Source organism: Ruminococcus sp. NK3A76, from assembly GCF_000686125.1.
In the GTDB taxonomy this organism is placed as follows: domain Bacteria; phylum Bacillota; class Clostridia; order Oscillospirales; family Ruminococcaceae; genus NK3A76.
Genome location: NZ_JMMA01000002.1, coordinates 912,602 through 930,905, shown reverse-complemented (window position 1 = coordinate 930,905; position 18,304 = coordinate 912,602). Strand labels below are relative to the sequence as shown.

At 49.7% G+C, this 18,304-nt stretch carries 19 protein-coding genes; 15 read left to right on the top strand and 4 right to left on the bottom strand.

Going from position 1 to position 18,304, the window contains the following annotated elements; translation table 11 throughout:
- Positions 1-23: 23 nt before the first annotated feature.
- Positions 24-1,391 (bottom strand): signal recognition particle protein, encoded by a 1,368-nt coding sequence (gene ffh, locus CD05_RS0104325; RefSeq protein WP_028509455.1) that lies wholly within the window; start codon positions 1,389-1,391, stop codon positions 24-26.
- Positions 1,392-1,404: 13 nt separating this feature from the next.
- Positions 1,405-1,788 (bottom strand): YlxM family DNA-binding protein, encoded by a 384-nt coding sequence (gene ylxM, locus CD05_RS0104320; RefSeq protein ID WP_028509454.1) that lies wholly within the window; start codon positions 1,786-1,788, stop codon positions 1,405-1,407.
- 236 nt (positions 1,789-2,024) lie between these two features.
- On the opposite strand from ylxM, the gene CD05_RS0104315 reads away from it, so the two are divergent.
- Positions 2,025-3,002 (top strand): aldo/keto reductase, encoded by a 978-nt coding sequence (locus tag CD05_RS0104315; RefSeq protein ID WP_028509453.1) that lies wholly within the window; start codon positions 2,025-2,027, stop codon positions 3,000-3,002.
- A 98-nt stretch (positions 3,003-3,100) separates the two neighbouring features.
- Here the strand turns inward: CD05_RS0104315 and CD05_RS0104310 are convergent, their stop codons facing one another.
- Together CD05_RS0104310 and ruvX are read right to left on the bottom strand one after the other, a co-directional pair.
- A complete protein-coding gene (locus CD05_RS0104310; protein WP_028509452.1) occupies positions 3,101-3,973 on the bottom strand; it encodes a metallophosphoesterase in 873 nt (290 codons plus the stop codon).
- Positions 3,930-4,367 carry a Holliday junction resolvase RuvX gene (gene ruvX, locus CD05_RS0104305; protein WP_028509451.1) on the bottom strand — a complete coding sequence of 146 codons (438 nt, stop codon included), beginning with the start codon at positions 4,365-4,367 and terminating at the stop codon, positions 3,930-3,932. The genes CD05_RS0104310 and ruvX overlap by 44 nt, the downstream gene beginning before the upstream one ends.
- A gap of 379 nt (positions 4,368-4,746) precedes the next feature.
- Here ruvX and mgtE point away from each other — a divergent pair, with 379 nt between their 5' ends.
- The 14 genes from mgtE to CD05_RS0104235 all read left to right on the top strand — a co-directional run bounded on the left by mgtE (position 4,747) and on the right by CD05_RS0104235 (position 18,299).
- Positions 4,747-6,153 (top strand): magnesium transporter, encoded by a 1,407-nt coding sequence (mgtE, locus tag CD05_RS0104300; RefSeq protein WP_028509450.1) that lies wholly within the window; start codon positions 4,747-4,749, stop codon positions 6,151-6,153.
- Positions 6,154-6,457: 304 nt separating this feature from the next.
- Complete coding sequence (locus CD05_RS0104295; RefSeq protein WP_156947299.1) at positions 6,458-7,171, top strand: hypothetical protein; 714 nt, start codon at positions 6,458-6,460, stop codon at positions 7,169-7,171.
- Positions 7,172-7,495: 324 nt separating this feature from the next.
- The gene (locus CD05_RS0104290; RefSeq protein ID WP_028509448.1) at positions 7,496-8,440 is read left to right on the top strand and encodes a type I phosphomannose isomerase catalytic subunit; all 945 of its coding nucleotides are present in this window, start codon (positions 7,496-7,498) and stop codon (positions 8,438-8,440) included.
- 13 nt (positions 8,441-8,453) lie between these two features.
- Positions 8,454-8,645: a hypothetical protein gene (locus CD05_RS0104285; protein WP_028509447.1), complete on the top strand. Its 192-nt coding sequence runs from the start codon at positions 8,454-8,456 to the stop codon at positions 8,643-8,645.
- The gene (locus CD05_RS0104280; RefSeq protein ID WP_028509446.1) at positions 8,646-9,599 is read left to right on the top strand and encodes an ROK family protein; all 954 of its coding nucleotides are present in this window, start codon (positions 8,646-8,648) and stop codon (positions 9,597-9,599) included. It abuts the gene before it with no gap.
- 36 nt (positions 9,600-9,635) lie between these two features.
- A complete protein-coding gene (ilvD, locus tag CD05_RS0104275) occupies positions 9,636-11,303 on the top strand; it encodes a dihydroxy-acid dehydratase (RefSeq protein WP_028509445.1) in 1,668 nt (555 codons plus the stop codon).
- A gap of 30 nt (positions 11,304-11,333) precedes the next feature.
- Complete coding sequence (locus tag CD05_RS17455; RefSeq protein ID WP_051588823.1) at positions 11,334-11,873, top strand: hypothetical protein; 540 nt, start codon at positions 11,334-11,336, stop codon at positions 11,871-11,873.
- A gap of 23 nt (positions 11,874-11,896) precedes the next feature.
- Positions 11,897-13,165, top strand: a complete 1,269-nt coding sequence (locus CD05_RS0104265) for a dihydroorotase (protein ID WP_028509444.1) — start codon at positions 11,897-11,899, stop codon at positions 13,163-13,165.
- Positions 13,166-13,183: 18 nt separating this feature from the next.
- The gene (gene pyrF, locus CD05_RS0104260; RefSeq protein WP_028509443.1) at positions 13,184-14,113 is read left to right on the top strand and encodes an orotidine-5'-phosphate decarboxylase; all 930 of its coding nucleotides are present in this window, start codon (positions 13,184-13,186) and stop codon (positions 14,111-14,113) included.
- A gap of 115 nt (positions 14,114-14,228) precedes the next feature.
- Positions 14,229-15,074: a diguanylate cyclase gene (locus CD05_RS0104255; protein ID WP_037322796.1), complete on the top strand. Its 846-nt coding sequence runs from the start codon at positions 14,229-14,231 to the stop codon at positions 15,072-15,074.
- A gap of 12 nt (positions 15,075-15,086) precedes the next feature.
- Positions 15,087-15,713 carry a nucleoside deaminase gene (locus CD05_RS19505; RefSeq protein WP_051588822.1) on the top strand — a complete coding sequence of 209 codons (627 nt, stop codon included), beginning with the start codon at positions 15,087-15,089 and terminating at the stop codon, positions 15,711-15,713.
- A 100-nt stretch (positions 15,714-15,813) separates the two neighbouring features.
- Positions 15,814-16,575: an alpha/beta hydrolase gene (locus CD05_RS17445; protein ID WP_051588821.1), complete on the top strand. Its 762-nt coding sequence runs from the start codon at positions 15,814-15,816 to the stop codon at positions 16,573-16,575.
- A 49-nt stretch (positions 16,576-16,624) separates the two neighbouring features.
- Positions 16,625-17,395 carry a dihydroorotate dehydrogenase electron transfer subunit gene (locus CD05_RS0104240; protein ID WP_028509441.1) on the top strand — a complete coding sequence of 257 codons (771 nt, stop codon included), beginning with the start codon at positions 16,625-16,627 and terminating at the stop codon, positions 17,393-17,395.
- The gene (locus CD05_RS0104235) at positions 17,388-18,299 is read left to right on the top strand and encodes a dihydroorotate dehydrogenase (protein ID WP_028509440.1); all 912 of its coding nucleotides are present in this window, start codon (positions 17,388-17,390) and stop codon (positions 18,297-18,299) included. Before CD05_RS0104240 ends, CD05_RS0104235 begins: the two co-directional genes overlap by 8 nt.
- Positions 18,300-18,304: the final 5 nt, after the last annotated feature.

Here is an 18,304-nt window from a genome sequence, read left to right as displayed (position 1 = left end):
GCGAAAATACCATAGGTAATGCTTTAGTTCATGCCGTTGCCGCCAAGGCCTTTAAGCAGGTTGGCTCTTGCCTTGCGCTGCTTCTTGCCGTGCAGATTACCGCCTATGCCGAACTGCTTCATCATCTTCTTCATCTGCTCATACTGCTTAAGCAGCTGGTTTACATCAGCCACCTCAGTGCCTGAGCCGGCAGCGATACGTCTTTTTCTCTTAGGGTCGATGATAGAGGGCTTTCTTCTCTCGGCCTTGGTCATGGAATTTATCATAGCCTCGGTCTTGCGCAGCGCCTTTTCGCCCTGCTCCATCTGCTCATCGTTTATCTTATTAGCGCCGGGGAGCATTCTGATAATGCTCTTGACGTTGCCTATCTTCTGCAGAGTCTTCATCTGTTCGAGCAGGTCATTAAGGTCAAAGCCCTCGGAAGCCATCTTATCTGCGAGCTTCTTAGCCTCCTCCTCGTCAACAGATGCTGTTGCCTTCTCGATAAGTGTGAGCATATCGCCCATACCGAGGATACGGGAAGCCATTCTCTCGGGGTGGAAGGGCTCGAACTCGTCGAGCTTTTCGCCCATACCGACGAACTTGATAGGCTTACCTGTAACTGAAAGTACAGACAGTGCAGCACCGCCACGGGTGTCAGAGTCGAGCTTTGTCAAGATAACGCTGTCGATACCGAGCGCACCGTCAAATGCAGCCGCAACGTTTACAGCGTCCTGACCGGTCATAGCATCGACAACGAGCATTATCTCGTTAGGCTCAGCTATAGCCTTTATGTCCTTGAGCTCCTGCATGAGCTCCTCGTCTATATGCAGACGGCCTGCTGTATCTATGATAACAAGGTCATTGCCGTAATCCTTGGCGTGCCTGATACCTTCTTTTACTATCTTGCGGGGGTCGATCTGACCCATCTCGAAAACTGCAACATCAGCTCTCTCGCCGACTACCTTTAACTGCTCGATAGCAGCAGGTCTGTAAACGTCGGCAGCGATAAGCAGCGGCCTTTTGCCCTGTGCCTTGAAATACTTTGCGAGCTTTGCAGAGTGTGTAGTCTTACCGCAGCCCTGGAGACCGCACATCATGATGATACAAGGCGGCTTATTGGGGAAGTTTATCTTGGAGTTCGACTCGCCCATGAGGCTTATGAGCTCCTCATTAACTATCTTTATCACCTGCTGGCCGGGGGTCAGGCTCTTAAGAACCTCTTCACCGATACTGCGCTCTGTTACTTTATTTATAAAGTCCTTAACGACCTTATAGCTTACATCTGCTTCGAGCAGTGCGAGCCTTACCTCTCGCATAGCTGCCTTTACATCAGCCTCTGAGAGCTTACCTCTGTTTTTCAAGCCCTTGAATACTTTACCGAGCTTATCCGAAAGACCTTCAAATGCCATGTGCTTACCCCCTCTATTCCTGCTCCTCACCGAGCTCTGCCAGGCGGGAATCTATATTTTCAAGCGTATTTATCACTTTATCTGCTATATTCTTGCCGAAGGACACCTTCCTGCACTGCTCCAGTGCTTCGAGCGCATCGCTCTTGACACTGAGGAGCGCATTTATCTCCTCCTGCCTTGCTTTAAGGATACCGAGCTTTGACTCGAATTCATCAAGAGCCTGCTCAGAGCGCTTTATACTGTCATGAACGCCCTGCCTCGAAATACCGAACTGCTCACCTATCTCGGAGAGCGAAAGGTCTTCATTATAATAAAGCTCCATCATTTCGAGCTGCTTATCCGTCAGCAGACAGCCGTAAACATCAAGCAGTATACCGTATTCAAGATTTTTTGACATAAGCACACCGCCTTACATAAGTAAACGACAAATTTTTTACAAGCTGTAAAGCTATCATACTTTACATTTATGTATTATATAACATTTTTCCCGACTTGTCAAGTGCTTTTTCACAAAATATATTTGTTTACAAAAAATTTATTACTATCATTAGAAAAATATGATACAATATAATATAATCATACTATTAGAAAATATAGTTATAATAAATAATGAATACTTCGAGGGGAAGACAAATGTTAAAGTACACCTTAAAGAATGACGATTACTCTATCGAGATGCCCGGGCTCGTCCTCGGCACGGCAAACATCGACAGACAGGACAATGACGAGGGCTATTTTGAGATATTTGACAGATACTGCGAGCTTGGCGGCAGCTGTCTTGACACCGCCCGTGTATACTGCAACTGGATTGAGGGCGGCGACGGTGCGAGCGAGCAGGTTATAGGCAGGTGGATGGAGAAAAGGGGCAACCGCTCTGACATTCTCATCGCAACAAAGGGCGGCCACCCGTATTTCACAGAGGAAGAAACTATCCACCGCATAGACGAGAAGTCCGTGACGGAAGACCTCGGGCAGTCGCTCGAAGCGCTAAAGACTGACTACACCGACATATATATGCTCCACAGAGATGACACATCGGTACCTGTCGAGGAGATAATGCCGTATCTTGACAAGTTCGTCAAGTCCGGCAAGGTACACATACTGGGGGCTTCAAACTGGTCGGCTGCAAGGATAGCAAAGGCAAACAAGTTCGCACTCAAAAACGGGCTGACACCTTTCTCGGTGAGCCAGATAAACTACAGCCTTGCACATTCGAGCGCTGACATATTAGGCGACGACACACAGGTCAGCATGGACATGAGGGAGTATATGTGGTACGAGAAGAACCACTTCCCTGTCATGGCATTCTCGCCGCAGGCAAAGGGCTTTTTCTCAAAGCTCGCAGCAGGGCAGAGCGCGACCAATCAGCTCGAGAGCAGCTATGCGACGACTGCCAACTTAGCAAGGCTCGCAAAGGTAAAGCGCTTATCCGACAAGACAGGCTATTCGCCGGCTGTTATAACTCTTGCATACTTAAACTCGCAGCCTTTCCCGACTGCATCGGTGTTTGCAGTATCAAAGCTCTGGCAGCTTGAGGAAGACATGACAGCGCAGGACATCGTGTTTGACGAGCGCACTGTGGCTTTCCTTGAAAACCTTTATGATGAATAACTGAGCACAGCGGCAGTGCCGCCACTATAATAATAAATTATTAAGGTATCGTATCTTATCGGCAAATACTGATAAGATGCGATACCTCTTTTGTTTTTTTATTTTCTCAGCGTGCATACTATCAGGTGGAACGGGTCGAACACCCTGAGCGTATAGCCGCTGTTGCCGCAGCCACGGCTTAAGAGCATCTCGCTGCTGCCGCTGTAGTAGGCACCTGAGGTGTATTTCGGGCATATCCCCTGCCCCGGTGCATAAAGGCCTATATAGGTTGGCCCCAACTCTATCAGCCCGCCGTGTGCGTGGCCGCAGAAAAAGAGCGTGTCTTTAAAGCCGTGGTCTTTTGCATAAGCCGTAAGCTGCTCGAAATTCTCCGGGTAGTGGTGCAGCCAGAGCAGCGGCTTTGATGTGTCAAGGCCTTCCATCTGCTCATCAAGGTCATTGAGCGATGTGATAGTATCAATGCCGGCGAGGTAAATGCTGTCTTCGCCACGGTCAAGCTCAATGATATCGCCTGCAAGTATGGTAACGCCTGCATCTTTTGCCTTTTCGTTATACCTTTCAAACTCGCCCGACTTCTGCTGCAAGGCAAGCTCGTGGTTGCCGTAGACAAGATAGCAGGGCGCTATGTCAACGCACTTTTTGAAAAACCGCCCGACATCATCAAGGTCTGTCCTGTGGCGGTCGGTAATATCGCCGACAAGGAAGATATAGTCAGGCGACTGGTCTTTTATTGTCTTTATCAGCTTGTCTTCATAGCTGCCGCCGTGGTTGTGGTAGTCGGTCACAGAGACTATCTTAACACCGTCAAAGCTGTCGGGGACAGAATCTCTCTTATACTCAAAGTCCTCGACCTGAATAACAGTATTTGACCTTACCATCTCACCGCCGAGCAGCAGGAAAAAGACGAGGATAATAGCATAAGCTATCTTACGTTTCCTGCTCAGCGGCTTTTTTGTTTTTTCTGTATTCAAGATAGCCCTCCAGTATCAGAGTAGCAGCCACGGTATCTACGACCGCCTTGCGCTTTTTGCCTCTGACGTTTGTTTCGTTTAAGATATTATGCGCCGAAACGGTCGTCGAGCGCTCGTCCCACATATTCACAGGGCAGGGAGCGATCTCGTTGAGCATATCGGCAAACTGCCTGCACTTTTCAGCCCTCGGGCCGAACGAGCCGTTCATATTGAGCGGCAGGCCTACAACTATCTCGCCCACCTCATACTGCTCTGCCATATGCGACACCTTCATAGCGAGAAGCTGCATATTTCTTTCTTCTATAGTACCGACCGGGGAAGCAAGGAACTCTGTCCTGTCACAGACTGCAAGGCCTGTTCTTGCATCGCCGTAATCTACTGCCATTATCTTCATCATATCAATCCTTTATATATAGTATGGTTTGATTATAGCACTTTTGATACATCAAGTCAAGCGGACAAAAAGCAAAAAAGTAACGCTGAAAATCTGTAAAAATTATTGACAATTGATAGGCGTGGTGGTATAATATATATGTAAACCAAAAACACAGGAGGTGAACGAAGTGTCAGCAGGTGACAGTTATGGGTCGGAAGGGCGAAAACGTATTTTTTCATATACTCACAACGGCGGCTGTGCTAAAACGTGCGGCGCTTTGTTTGCTGTGAGCATATAAAAGAACAGCTTTCCCCCACGGCTCATAGGCCGTGGGTTTTTGCTTTTGTGACCCTTTGCATTTTTACGAAGCGGAGGGATAACAGTGGAAGAAACAGTAATGACCGAAACGGTCGAGAACGTAAGACCCGATTACATATCGGAGATAACAGACATCATCACGAGCGACCGCTCGCCAAAGGCAGTGCTCGCTGCACTTGAGGATTATCACGAGAACGACATAGCGCAGGCCTTTGAAGCTCTCGATCCTGCGGCAAGAAAGAAGCTCTGCCGCATCTGCCCGGCACAGATGCTTGCCGGGATATTTGAATTCATCGACGAGGACAACGCAGGCACATATCTTGTCGATATGGACATCAAGAAGGCTGCCGACCTTGTCAGCGAGCTTGACACAGACACGGCAGTAAATATCCTGCGTGAGGTCGAAAAGGAAAAGCGCTCGCTCATAATCGAGCTTATCAACCCCGAGATACAGAAGGAGATAAAGCTGATTGCTTCCTTTGACGAGGACGAGATAGGCAGCAGAATGACCACCAACTGCATAATCATAGGCGACGGCCTGACGATAAAGCAGGCGATGACCGAGCTTATATCGCAGGCAAAGGACAACGACAACATATCCACCCTGTTCGTGGTAGATGAGAACGAGGAGTTCTACGGGGCGATAGACCTCAAAGACCTTATCACCGCACGCAGCACAGACGAGCTGTCAGAGCTTATTGCGACATCTTTCCCCTATGTGTATGCAACGGAAGACATAGGCGACTGCATAGAGCGGCTGAAGGACTACTCGGAGAGCACGATACCCGTGCTTGACAATTCAAACAAGCTGCTCGGCGTTATCACGGCGCAGAGCATCATAGAAGCAGTTGACGACGAGATGGGCGAAGACTACGCACGTCTTGCAGGTCTTACTGCGGAGGAAGACCTCAAAGAGCCTTTGAAGGACAGCATGAAAAAGCGCCTGCCCTGGCTGCTTATACTGTTAGGCTTAGGCATCGCCGTTTCAAGCGTTGTGGGCGTGTTTGAAAAGGTGGTCGCACAGCTGACGCTTATTATGGCTTTCCAGTCGCTGATACTTGACATGGCAGGTAACGTCGGCACACAGTCGCTTGCGGTGACTATCAGGGTGCTTACCGATGAGAACCTTTCCTTCGGGCAGAAGCTGCACCTTGTCGGCAAGGAGATGCGCATAGGCTTTTTCAACGGCATCATCTTAGGCGGCATATCCTTCGGGCTGATAGGGCTTTACATCATGCTTTTCAAGGGGCGGCCTTTCGGGTTTGCATATGCCGTTTCGGGGTGCATAGGCGTATCGCTGCTGCTTGCCATGATAATATCGAGTGCATCAGGCACGCTGATACCGCTTTTCTTCAAGAAGATAAAGGTAGACCCGGCAGTCGCATCAGGGCCTTTGATAACCACGATAAACGACCTTGTGGCAGTCGTGACCTACTACGGCATGAGCTGGATACTGCTCATAAATGTAATGGGGCTTTCATCATAAAGTATACAAGCAGGCAGTCTTCGGGCTGTCTGTTCTTTCTTTATAGGCAACACCGCACGAAGATTGTGCGCAAATTGCGCAGTCAGCTTTTTCGTCAGATTGCACAGATTTTCCGAAGGAATACTACCGTATTTCAAGGAAAAAATGTGTAATATGACGGAAAAGATGCAAGTAAGTTGCGTACAAAGCCTTCAGGCGGTCTTTGTGCAGTGTTGCCTATATATCTGCATTATTCGCTGTTGACATATCATTTTCTGTGTGCTATAATATTGCCGTAGAAAAAGAACAAAACAAGGAGAACAATATGAAAAGGAATATACTTGCCCTTTTGGCGGCGGCTGTGCTGCTGACAGGGTGCGGCGATGATATAAGCTCACAGGAGACAGGCAAGACTGCCGAGAGCTCATCGGCAGCACAGGCGACAGCAGGCAGGGAAAGCTCATCGGCGGCAGAAACAGAGCAGCCGCAGAGCTATGAATACACCGACACGAAGGTAGACCCATTTGAGGTCGAGAAACAGAAAGAGCAGAACAGCGACGAGTGGGTGCAGGATTACGAGACCTTCACCAACTGTCAGGACATCGGGAAGTCAGTCTGGGGCGCATACTACGAGAGCAGGTACGGCGCTGACAAGTCAAGGCTTATCCCTAAGTGCCCCGAGGGTGTCAGCGACATGGGCGGTGCAGCAAATCTTACGAGCATCAACTGCGGCATGGTAAAGGGCGACATAAACTCCCCCGACACTAACAGGACGTTCTCTGTCGTAATAATGCTTGATAACAGATACGACAGCTTACAGTCGCTCTACGACAAGGTATCAGCAGATACGACAGACCTGACCCGTGACTGGATAGACATCACCGACAGCGCCGTGATAGAGCACTTCACCGAGAGCATATACTTTGAATACACTGTCGATGTACTCACCCCCGACGGTTTCAGAGCCGAGATAAGCTCGATAACCAAGGACACGACCCTTGACGAGCTGACGGCCTTTGCGCAAAGCCTGACATTTTAAGGCAATACCGCACGACCATTGTATGTCAGTATACATTGTTTCAGCAAAGCTGAAACGTCAAATTTTTCGTCAGATTGCCCAAATGCGACGAAGTTTTGCTGACGCAAGACAAGGAGTATTTGGGTGATATGACATAAAAATTTGCAAGTAGATGGCATACAAAGGCATTGGCCGGTGGCCCGGCGGTGTTGCCTTAATAGCAACTGCCTCTTTGTATCATGCAAAGGGGTGTTTTTTTATAAATTTATACCAAATTGTAATTGACATTATAATATAGTTTATGGTATAATAAATTGAATAATTATATTTAGGAGATGTAATTTTATGGCAATATTCAGGCTGTCGCCTGCTTTCAAGGATTATCTCTGGGGCGGAACAAGGCTCAGGGACGATTTTGGCAAGCAGTGTGACTTTGAAAAGATAGCAGAGAGCTGGGAGCTTTCCTGCCACAAGGACGGTGCATCTGTCGTTGCTGACGGCGAGGACAAGGGGCTGACTCTTGCACAGTACATCGAAAAACACGGCAAGGGCGTGCTCGGTACTGACTGCGAGAAGTTTGAGAACTTCCCTATCCTTATCAAGCTCATAGATGCAAAGGACAACCTGTCTGTTCAGGTCCACCCGGACAACGAATACGCTCAGCGTGTCGAGGGCGAATACGGCAAGACAGAGATGTGGTACATAGTTGACTGCGACGAGGGCGCAGAGCTGCTCTACGGCTTTAAAAGCGAGATAAGCAAGGACGAGTTCGCTTCCCGCATAGCAGACAACACGCTGCTTGAGGTCACACAGAGCGTTCCGGTTCACAAGGGCGATGTGTTCTTCATCGAGGCAGGCACTCTGCACGCTATCGGCAAAGGCATACTCATTGCCGAGATACAGCAGAATTCCAACACCACCTACCGCATATATGACTACGGCAGAGTCGGCAAGGACGGCAAGCCGAGAGAGCTGCACGTTGAAAAGGCAAAGGACGTGACAACGCTTGCACCGGCAAAGCAGTACCCCGAGACACCGATAGAACAGAAAGACGGCTTTACACAAAAGCTCATGGCAAGCTGCGAGTATTTCACGACATATGTGCTTGATATCGACAGCAAGGCCGTACTCAGCGCCGATGACAAGAGCTTTAACAGCATACTCGTCTTAGAGGGTGAGGGCGACATCGGCGGAATACCTTTCAGAAAGGGCGACAGCGTATTCATCACAGCCGGCACAGGCGAATATGCAGTAAACGGAAAGTGCAAAGCTATACTCACAAAGGTATAGGAGGCGCATCACCATGAAAGAGAAAATAAAGAATGCAAGGTTTATGGTCTGCTTTATAACGGCGGCTTCGGCACTCGCTTACCTTGCAGGGGCGCTCAGCATAAAGAACAAGACCGTAAAGCGCACGTTTTTTACCGTCGCAGGCTTTATGATGGGGCAATTCATAGTTGAATTTTTCAGAAAAGATATATCGGAGGACGAATAAATGAAATACTACATAGGCATTGACTTAGGCGGAACAAACATCAAGGCTGGCGTTGTAGATGAGGATTTCAAAATCATCGCAAAGGCCACCTGCAAGACTAACCTCCCCCGTCCGGCAGAGGATATCTGCAAGGACATGGCAGAGGTGGCAAAGAAGGCTGTAGCTGAGGCAGGCCTTACTCTTGACGACATCGAGAGCGTGGGCATCGGCACACCCGGCACTGCAAACTCGGCAGACGGCATAATAGAATATTCAAACAACTTAGGCTTCAAGGATTTCCACGTTGTAGAGCTTATGAAGACATTCATCGACAAGCCCTGCTTCGTTGAGAACGACGCAAACGCAGCTGCATACGGCGAGTTCGTGGCAGGCGCTGCAAAGGGCGCGAACGATGCAGTATGCATCACCCTCGGCACAGGTGTCGGCGGCGGCATAATCATCGACGGCAAGATATACTCAGGCTTCAACTTCGCTGGCGCTGAGATAGGCCACACAGTCGTTGACCCCAACGGTCCTCAGTGTACCTGCGGCAGAAAGGGCTGCTTTGAGGTGTTCTCCTCTGCAACAGGCCTTATCAGAATGACAAAGGAAGCTATGGAGCAGTATCCCGACTCTATCATGAACAAGATGAGCGAGGAAATGGGCAAGGTGTCTGCAAGAACAGCATTCAACGCTATGCGTGAGGGCGACAAGGCAGGCAAGGAGGTCGTTGACAAGTACATCAGATACTTAGCACTCGGCATCACCAACACCATAAACATCTTCCAGCCCGACATTCTCTGCATAGGCGGCGGTGTATGCAACGAGGGCGACCCGTTATTACTGCCTTTAAAGGAGCTCGTAGCAAAGGAAGTATACACAAGAAACTCTGCAAGAAACAGTGAGATAGTAATAGCCAAGCTCGGCAATGATGCAGGCATCATCGGTGCTGCATTCTTAGGGCTGTCACATTGATAACAATTAAATCTATATAAAAAGAGGGTAATCAAAATGGAAAAGAATTTTTTCTGTGAGGGAGTAGACAAGGCTCCCCAGAGATCGCTGTTCAACGCACTCGGCATGACAAAGGAAGAAATGGAAAGGCCTATCGTCGGCATCGTTTCCTCCTACAACGAGATCGTACCCGGTCACATGAACATCGACAAGATAACCGAAGCTGTAAAGCTCGGCGTTGCTATGGCAGGCGGCACACCTATCGTGTTCCCGGCTATCGCTGTATGTGACGGTATCGCTATGGGTCATCAGGGCATGAAGTATTCGCTCGTTACCCGTGACCTTATCGCTGATTCGACAGAATGCATGGCGCTCGCTCATCACTTTGATGCGCTCGTTATGATACCCAACTGCGATAAGAACGTTCCCGGCCTGCTTATGGCTGCTGCAAGAGTAAATGTGCCTACCGTTTTCGTATCGGGCGGTCCGATGCTGGCAGGTCATGTAAAGGGTCACAAGACATCGCTCTCCTCGATGTTCGAGGCAGTAGGCTCTTACAACGCAGGCAAGTTCACTCTTGATGATGTTGAGGAATTTGAGAACAAGACCTGCCCGACCTGCGGCTCCTGCTCGGGTATGTACACAGCAAACTCTATGAACTGCCTGACAGAAGTGCTCGGAATGGGTCTTCGTGGCAACGGCACTATTCCGGCTGTTTACTCTGAGAGACTTAAGCTCGCCAAGCACGCAGGCATGGCTGTTATGGAGCTTTTAAAGAAGAACATCAGACCCCGTGACATAATGACAGAGGAAGCATTCAAGAACGCTATCGCTGCTGACATGGCACTCGGCTGCTCGACAAACTCGATGCTCCACCTGCCTGCTATTGCACACGAATGCGGCATAGACCTTGACCTCGAGCTCGTAAACGAGATAAGCGAGAGAACACCTAACCTCTGCCACTTAGCACCCGCAGGCCCCACATACATGGAGGACCTGAACGAAGCAGGCGGTGTATACGCAGTATTAAAGCAGCTGCTCGATGCAGGCCTTATAAACGGCGACTGTCTCACAGCTACAGGCAAGACTGTTGCTGAGAACGTAAAGGGTGCTGTAAACCGCAACCCTGAGGTCATAAGACCTATCGACAACCCCTATATGCCTAACGGCGGTATCGCAGTGCTCAGAGGCAACCTTGCCCCCGACACCTGCGTTGTAAAGAGGTCGGCTGTTGCACCTGAGATGCTTAAGCACGAAGGCCCTGCAAGAGTATTCGACAGCGAGGAGGAGGCTATAGCTGCTATCAGAGGCGGCAAGATAAACCCCGGCGATGTAGTAGTTATCCGCTACGAAGGCCCGAAGGGCGGCCCCGGCATGAGAGAGATGCTCAATCCTACATCTGCTATCGCAGGCATGGGTCTCGGCTCGTCTGTTGCACTTATCACTGACGGACGCTTCAGCGGCGCTACAAGAGGTGCATCTATCGGCCACGTTTCTCCTGAGGCTGCACTCGGCGGAAACATTGCACTCGTACACGAGGGCGACATCATCGCAATAGACATCAATGCTCACAGCATCGAGCTTAAGGTAAGCGATGAAGAGCTCGCACAGAGAAGAAGCTCATGGACACCCAGAGAGCCCAAGATAACAAGCGGCTATCTTGCAAGATATGCATCGCTCGTTACTTCTGCAAACCGTGGCGCTGTCCTTGAAATAAAAAAGTAATATCAAGATAAGGAAAGGGAGTAATCATTTATGAAAAAGGTCATAGGAGTCATACTCGGCATAATCTTTGTTGTGGCTGTAGTATGCGGTATAGTTGTAGGTACTTATGTATTCAAGCAGCCGTCAAGAGACGGTGATTCAAGAGCATTCATCAACGGTCCCTGGTACACACAGCTCGAAGACGGCAAGGGCATAGTATTCGATTTCGACAAGTCAGGCGAATTCACTGCTCACTACTACCACGAGGAAGGCGAATACGACGATTATGATGAGGACAAGGATCTTATCTCCAAGGGCTACTTCAAGGTAGACGACGACAAGAAGAAGATCAAGCTGCTCATACTCCCCGATTATCTCGACCAGTCTGAGATAGACTTTGAATACAACCTCAAGTTCTTCACAACTATCAAGTATTCTGACCTCCAGTTCCAGATGAAGAAGAAGCACAGCGACGAGGTACAGAACATTCCTGATGCTACGACAACACTTATCGTAGGCAAGCAGTCATACGAAGTAACTCAGAGACCTGACGATATAGACGTATACAACTCCAAGGATATCGAGTGGTAATACCCTAAGATCAAGGAGATCAAATGAAACTGATAATCAAGAATGCAAGAGTCATCGACCCGGTAACGGGCACCGACACAGTGACGGATATCACCGCAGAGGGCGGCATAATCACGGCAGTAGGCACTGCTGCTGACGAGGACGGCGCACGGGTGATCGATGCAAAGGGTCTTGTGGCTTTCCCGGGGCTTATGGATATACACGTTCACTTCCGTGACCCAGGGCAGACCCACAAGGAAGATATTTTCACAGGCACAGATGCGGCAAAGGCAGGCGGTTTCACAGCCGTCTGCTGTATGCCGAACACCAAGCCGCCGATCGACAACGAGCAGCTTGTCTCGTACGTTTTAGACAAGGCTTCAAAGACAGGCATCGACGTTTATCCCGTTGCCTGCATAACAAAGGGTATGCAGAGCTTCGAGCTGTGCGACTTTGACGAGCTCAGGCGTGCAGGTGTATATGCTGTCTCCGACGACGGCAGGCCTGTTGAGAACGCAGAGCTTATGAGAAAGGCTATCGAACTCAGCAAGACAAACGGCCTGGCTGTTCTCTCGCACTGTGAGGACATTAATATCACAAGAGGCGGCATCATCAACAAGGGCAAGGTGTCAGAGGAACTCGGCGTAGGCGGTCTTGACAGAGCGAGCGAGGATTACATCACAGCCCGTGAGATAGCACTTGCAATGAGCTGCGATGCGCACGTTCATATATGCCACGTTTCAACAAAGGGCTCGGTAAACATCATAAGGGCTGCCAAGAAGGACGGCGTGAACGTCACCTGCGAGACAGCACCGCACTATTTCACCTTCACAGAGGAAAAGCTCTACAGCAGAGATGCTGACTACAGAATGTCTCCCCCTCTGAGGACTGAGGAGGACAGGGCGGCAGTAGAGCAGGCAGTGCTCGACGGCACGATAGACTGCATAATCACCGACCACGCCCCCCACACCAAAGAGGAAAAGGCTGACTTTGAAAAAGCCCCGAACGGCGTTGTAGGCCTTGAAACATCTCTTGCGGCAACTCTGACAAAGCTGTATCACACAGGCAAGTGCGACCTTATGCACATAGCAAGACTTATGTCACAGAACCCGAGAAAGATAATCGGCGTTCCTGAGCTTAGCATATGCGCAGGCCAGCCATGCGACCTGACGATATTTGACCCCGACTACGAGTGGGAGGTAATACCTGAGGAGCTTCACTCAAAGAGCAAAAACAGCGTCTTCAAGGGTGAGAAGCTAAAGGGCAAGGTACTCTACACCGTATCAAAGGGCAGAGTTGTTTTTGAACTATAAAATAAAGGAGTTAAAAAAATGTCATTTGACAGACTTATAGAAAAGATAGTAAGCACACAGAACCCCTCAGTAGTCGGACTTGACCCAAAGCTCGACTATGTGCCGCAGTACATAAAGGCAAAGAAATTCTCAAAATACGGCAAGAGCTTAAAGGGTGCAGCTAAGGCTATACTCGAATTCAACAAGGGCATTATAGACGAGATACACGACATATGCCCTGCTATAAAGCCGCAGGCAGCATACTACGAGATGTACGGCTACGAGGGCGTCAAGACACTTTACAAGACGATAAAGTACGCCAAGGAAAAGGGAATGTTCGTCATCACTGACGGCAAGAGAAACGACATAGGCGCTACTATGGAGGCTTATGCGACAGCTCACCTTGGCATCACCGAGGTCGCCGGCGAGGAATTTGAGGCTTTCGGTGCTGATGCGCTGACAGTCAACGGCTACTTAGGCACTGACGGCATCACTCCCCTGCTTGACAAGTGCGTGAAATATGACAAGGGCATATTCGTGCTCGTAAAGACATCGAACAAGTCCTCGGGCGAGCTTCAGGATCTGCTGATAGGCCAGAACTCAGTATATGAGACAATGGGCGATATGTGCGAGAAGTGGGGCTTAGAGCAGTCGGGCAGATACGGCTACAGCTCAGTCGGTGCAGTTGTGGGCGCTACATACCCCGAGCAGCTTGAAACTCTGCGCAAGAGGCTGCCGCACACATTCTTCCTCGTTCCCGGCTACGGCGCACAGGGCGGCGGTGCTGAGGGCGTTGCAAAGGCTTTCGATGCAAACGGCTTAGGCGCTATCGTCAATTCTTCAAGAGGCGTTATGTGCGCTTATCAGAAGGAAGGCTGCGACGAGACTGACTTTGCAAAGGCCGCAAGGCGTGAGGTAATAAGAATGAAAGAGGATATCACTTCTTATCTGCCGAAAATATCAATATAACATTTCAAGCCCGGGATAACATCTCGGGCTTTTTTACTCAAAACATCAAGAATTATCCTGACGAGTGTGCTATACTTGTATCATAAGGTAACGTTACTGTATATGGAGAAGCACTATGAACACCTTTGAAAACAGCTTTACAATTTTCATATCAGCGCTTGAATACATCGAGGAGAACCTGATGAGCGAATTTTCTCAGGAGGATATCGCTGCGCACTGTTACTGCTCGCTGTCGTCGCTGCAAAAGACGTGGAAGTTCTGCACGCACCTGAGCCTTAAGGAGTATATCCAGAAAAGGCGTGTGACGCTTGCAGGGCGTGACATCCTGCGCACTGATATGAATATGCTCGACATAGCAATGAAATACGGCTACAACTCGCACGAGGTGTTCACAAGGGCATTTACAAAGGTCTGGGGCGTGCCGCCTACCAAATTCAAGAAGGAATGGAAGGGCAGCACTGACCTCTACCCGAAACTCAACACCAAGTATATCGAGAAAGAGGAGCTGATAAATATGCGTAACGTTAAGAAATTTGATGTATCTGAGTTTTATGATTATTTAAAGGGTCAGGCAGGCACTTACATTCTCTGCTTTGACATAAAGAACCTGATGCCGATAAACACCGAGATAGGCCGTGATGCAGGCGACAAGGTGATACTTGAATCGTTTCGGCGGATAAACGAAGCGGCTGATGAGAATATGCTCTGTCTGCGAATGGGCGGAGATGAGTTTGTTATGATAACAGAAACTGACGACAGCGAAAAGGTCGCAGCTATTGCAGAAAGGGTCATGAGCCAGAACGGAAACACCATTCCCCATAACGGGCAGGAAATTGACGTGACCCTATGGTGCGGCGCTATAATGATAGGCAAGAACTTAAAATACACCGTACTTTGCAGTGACTTTGAGGCTGTGATGAAAAAGGCACGGGAAAGCGGCAAGTTTGAGTTAATGCAGTAAGGTGGAGGCTTTATGTGGAAAAACTTATCATCCCAGTGGCAGGTGGTATTTGAGCAGGCGTGGAAGGCGTTCGGCTACGGCTCCACCCCGATAGGTGCGGCTTTGTTTGACAAAGAGGGGCGGCTTGTCATCTCTGACAGAAATCGAAGCCGTGAAGAAAGCACTATAAACCGTGAGATATCTCACGCCGAAGCCAATGCTCTGCGTTCGCTTGACACAGATAGATCCAACTCCTATGAGCTTAACCTTTACACCTCAATGGAGCCATGCCCTATGTGCATGGGCATGATACTTATGGGGCACATTAAAGACATTCACTTTGCGTCACTTGATGCATACTGCGGCATGGTGCATCTCACTCAGACAGAGCCTTACTACATAGGCAAGAATGTCACCTGCACCCACGAAGGCGGCGATATGCAGCTTTTTCAGCTCACCATTCAAAGCTATTATGAGCTGCGGCATTTAGAGCGTGGCTGCTCAGACAAGGTTATAAGGCAGTTTGAAGCCACAGACCCCGCTGCCGTGAACATAGCAAAGGCGCTTTACAAAGACAAGGCTCTTGATGCTCTTGCAGGGAAGAACGCCCCCTGCGGTAAAGTATATGATATGATAATGAACATGAAAGGCTCGTGCTGATGCACGGGTCTTTTGCTTGTAAAAATTCAAAAATATGTAATGACAAAGCGGCGGGGATATGGTATAATTATAACAGAATACATCACCGAGGTGAAGTAAAATGGAAAACGTAAAGAAGATAAAGATAATGTACGGCCCCTGCTCTGACAGGGTGTTCGGCTACATATTTGAAAACGAGAACGAGGAGAAAAGAAACCGCACGGCTGTTATCCTCTTTCACGGCTACAACAGCTGCCAGGCTGACCTTGAATGGTTAGCAAAGATACTTGCTCAAAACGGCTATTTAGCGCTGACTGTGGATTTCAGGGGCGGCGGCAACAACGTAATATCAATGGGCAAGACGACCGACATGAGCTTAAAGACCGAGGTCGAGGACGCAACTGAGGCTGTGGCTTTCTTAAAGCGCACAAGAGAGGGGCAGTATGACAGGCTGTTTCTCTACGGCGAGAGCCAGGGAGGGCTTGTTTCCTGCCTGACAGCTGCCATGCTCGGCGACAAGGTGAACGGGCTGCTGCTTTTATACCCGGCACTCTGCATACCCGATGATATGAGCAAGGTGGTCATTCCTGAGGGCGGCGTGCATCATCTTATGGGAATGGACATATCGAAAAAATACATAGACGAGCTGCCGCAGTTTGATGTTTATGAGATGATAAAGAGCTACCCCGGCAGCATAACAGTAGCTCACGGCGATGCTGACAAGACAGTGAACATAAGCTATTCGCAGCGGCTCTATGAGCAGCAGAAAGCGCTCGGGCGTGATGTAAGTCTTCACGTCATCGAGAACGAAGGGCACGGCTTTTCACCTCTCGCAGCTGCAAGGTGGGCGCAGATAGTTCTTGACAAGCTGAAAGAATCGTAATTCTGAAAACACAGCGTAATACCGCTTTGATTTGAAAGGAGAAAGGTGTATGTACACACAGGGCAAATACCCGTTGATCGCAAAAAAAGCGATAGCAAAGGGCGTGTATGACTTCACTGTGCTCTGCCCCGAGGTGGCAGCACAGGCACAGGCCGGGCAGTTCGTACAGATAGCAGCTGAGGGGTTCTTTTTAAGAAGGCCTATCTCTATCTGCGGCATAGACAAGGAAAAAGGCACACTGAGGCTCGTATTTGAGGTAAGAGGCAAGGGCACAGACAAGATATCTGAGCTTAATGTCGGCATGAACATCGACATGATAGCACCTCTTGGCAAGGGCTTCAAGGTGCTCGAAGGCAAAAAGGCGATCTGCGTAGGCGGCGGCATAGGCACACCGCCAATGCTCGGCATAGCTTCCCTTTACGGCGAGAACGCAAAGGCTATAAGCGGCTTCCGCACAGCCGGTATCGCTATCTTGCAGGAGGACTTTAAGGCAGCAGGTGCGCAGGCGATACTCTGCACCGACGACGGCACGGCCGGCATAAAGGGCTTTGTCACAGACGCACTCAGAGCCGAGATAGCAAAGGAAAAGCCTGACATAATATACGCCTGCGGTCCTATGGTGATGCTCAAAGGCGTAGCTGCGATAGCGCAGGAAAACGGCATTGAATGTCAGGTATCATTAGAGCAGAGAATGGCCTGCGGCGTGGGCGCCTGCTTAGTATGCGTATGCCGCACAGTAAAGGACGGGCGTGAGATATTCTCGCACGTCTGCAAGGACGGCCCTGTATTTGACAGTGAGGAGGTAGTGTTCGATGGCTGATCTGAGAGTTAGTGTGGCAGGTGTCGAGTTTAAAAACCCTGTTATCCCTGCAAGCGGCTGCTTCGGCTACGGGCGTGAATATGAGAAGTTCTATCCCCTCTCACGTTTAGGCGGCATATCGGTAAAGGGCACTACACGCTTTGAGCGTCAGGGCAACCCGGGGCCCCGAGTGGCTGAGACTCCGAGCGGAATGCTCAACTCAGTCGGTCTGCAAAACGGCGGCGTTGAGAAGTTCCTCTCATACGAGCTGCCAAACCTTAAGACCAAAGGCACACGCATAATCGCAAACATAGCCGGCTCATCAGTCGAGGAGAGCGGCGAGCTTGCTGCGATGCTAAACGGCAGCGGCGTTGACATGATAGAGCTTAACATCTCCTGCCCGAATGTAAAGCAGGGCGGTGCGGCTTTCGGAACTGACTGTGTGATAGCAGGTCAGGTGACAAAGGCTGTAAGAGATGCTACAGACATTCCTCTCATGGTAAAGCTCTCGCCAAACGTCACGAGCATAACCGACATCGCAAAGAGCGTCGAAGCAAACGGCGCAGATGCTGTATCACTTATAAACACGCTCCTCGGCATGAGGATAGACATAAAGACACGCAGGCCGATACTTAAAAACAACGTAGGCGGTCTTTCAGGCCCGGCGGTGTTCCCTGTGGCTGTGAGAATGGTATGGCAGGTCGCAAATGCTGTCAAGATACCCGTTGTCGGCATGGGCGGCATAGCATCGGCCGAGGACGCAGTCGAGATGATGATGGCAGGCGCATCGGCCATACAGGTAGGTGCTGCGATTTTCCAAGACCCGTTTGTACCCGTGAAGATTGTTGACGGGCTTGACAAATGGTGCGAGGAAAACGGCGTTGAGCGCCTTGCGGATATTATAGGCACGGTTTTGCCGTGGTAAATATG

Coding starts and splice junctions, on each gene's coding strand:
- ffh (WP_028509455.1), bottom strand. CDS start 1,391: ATGGCATTTGAAGGTCTTTCGGATAAGCTCGGTAAAGTATTCAAGGGC.
- ylxM (WP_028509454.1), bottom strand. CDS start 1,788: ATGTCAAAAAATCTTGAATACGGTATACTGCTTGATGTTTACGGCTGT.
- CD05_RS0104315 (WP_028509453.1), top strand. CDS start 2,025: ATGTTAAAGTACACCTTAAAGAATGACGATTACTCTATCGAGATGCCC.
- ruvX (WP_028509451.1), bottom strand. CDS start 4,367: ATGAAGATAATGGCAGTAGATTACGGCGATGCAAGAACAGGCCTTGCA.
- mgtE (WP_028509450.1), top strand. CDS start 4,747: ATGACCGAAACGGTCGAGAACGTAAGACCCGATTACATATCGGAGATA.
- CD05_RS0104295 (WP_156947299.1), top strand. CDS start 6,458: ATGAAAAGGAATATACTTGCCCTTTTGGCGGCGGCTGTGCTGCTGACA.
- CD05_RS0104290 (WP_028509448.1), top strand. CDS start 7,496: ATGGCAATATTCAGGCTGTCGCCTGCTTTCAAGGATTATCTCTGGGGC.
- CD05_RS0104285 (WP_028509447.1), top strand. CDS start 8,454: ATGAAAGAGAAAATAAAGAATGCAAGGTTTATGGTCTGCTTTATAACG.
- CD05_RS0104280 (WP_028509446.1), top strand. CDS start 8,646: ATGAAATACTACATAGGCATTGACTTAGGCGGAACAAACATCAAGGCT.
- ilvD (WP_028509445.1), top strand. CDS start 9,636: ATGGAAAAGAATTTTTTCTGTGAGGGAGTAGACAAGGCTCCCCAGAGA.
- CD05_RS17455 (WP_051588823.1), top strand. CDS start 11,334: ATGAAAAAGGTCATAGGAGTCATACTCGGCATAATCTTTGTTGTGGCT.
- CD05_RS0104265 (WP_028509444.1), top strand. CDS start 11,897: ATGAAACTGATAATCAAGAATGCAAGAGTCATCGACCCGGTAACGGGC.
- pyrF (WP_028509443.1), top strand. CDS start 13,184: ATGTCATTTGACAGACTTATAGAAAAGATAGTAAGCACACAGAACCCC.
- CD05_RS0104255 (WP_037322796.1), top strand. CDS start 14,229: ATGAACACCTTTGAAAACAGCTTTACAATTTTCATATCAGCGCTTGAA.
- CD05_RS19505 (WP_051588822.1), top strand. CDS start 15,087: ATGTGGAAAAACTTATCATCCCAGTGGCAGGTGGTATTTGAGCAGGCG.
- CD05_RS17445 (WP_051588821.1), top strand. CDS start 15,814: ATGGAAAACGTAAAGAAGATAAAGATAATGTACGGCCCCTGCTCTGAC.
- CD05_RS0104240 (WP_028509441.1), top strand. CDS start 16,625: ATGTACACACAGGGCAAATACCCGTTGATCGCAAAAAAAGCGATAGCA.
- CD05_RS0104235 (WP_028509440.1), top strand. CDS start 17,388: ATGGCTGATCTGAGAGTTAGTGTGGCAGGTGTCGAGTTTAAAAACCCT.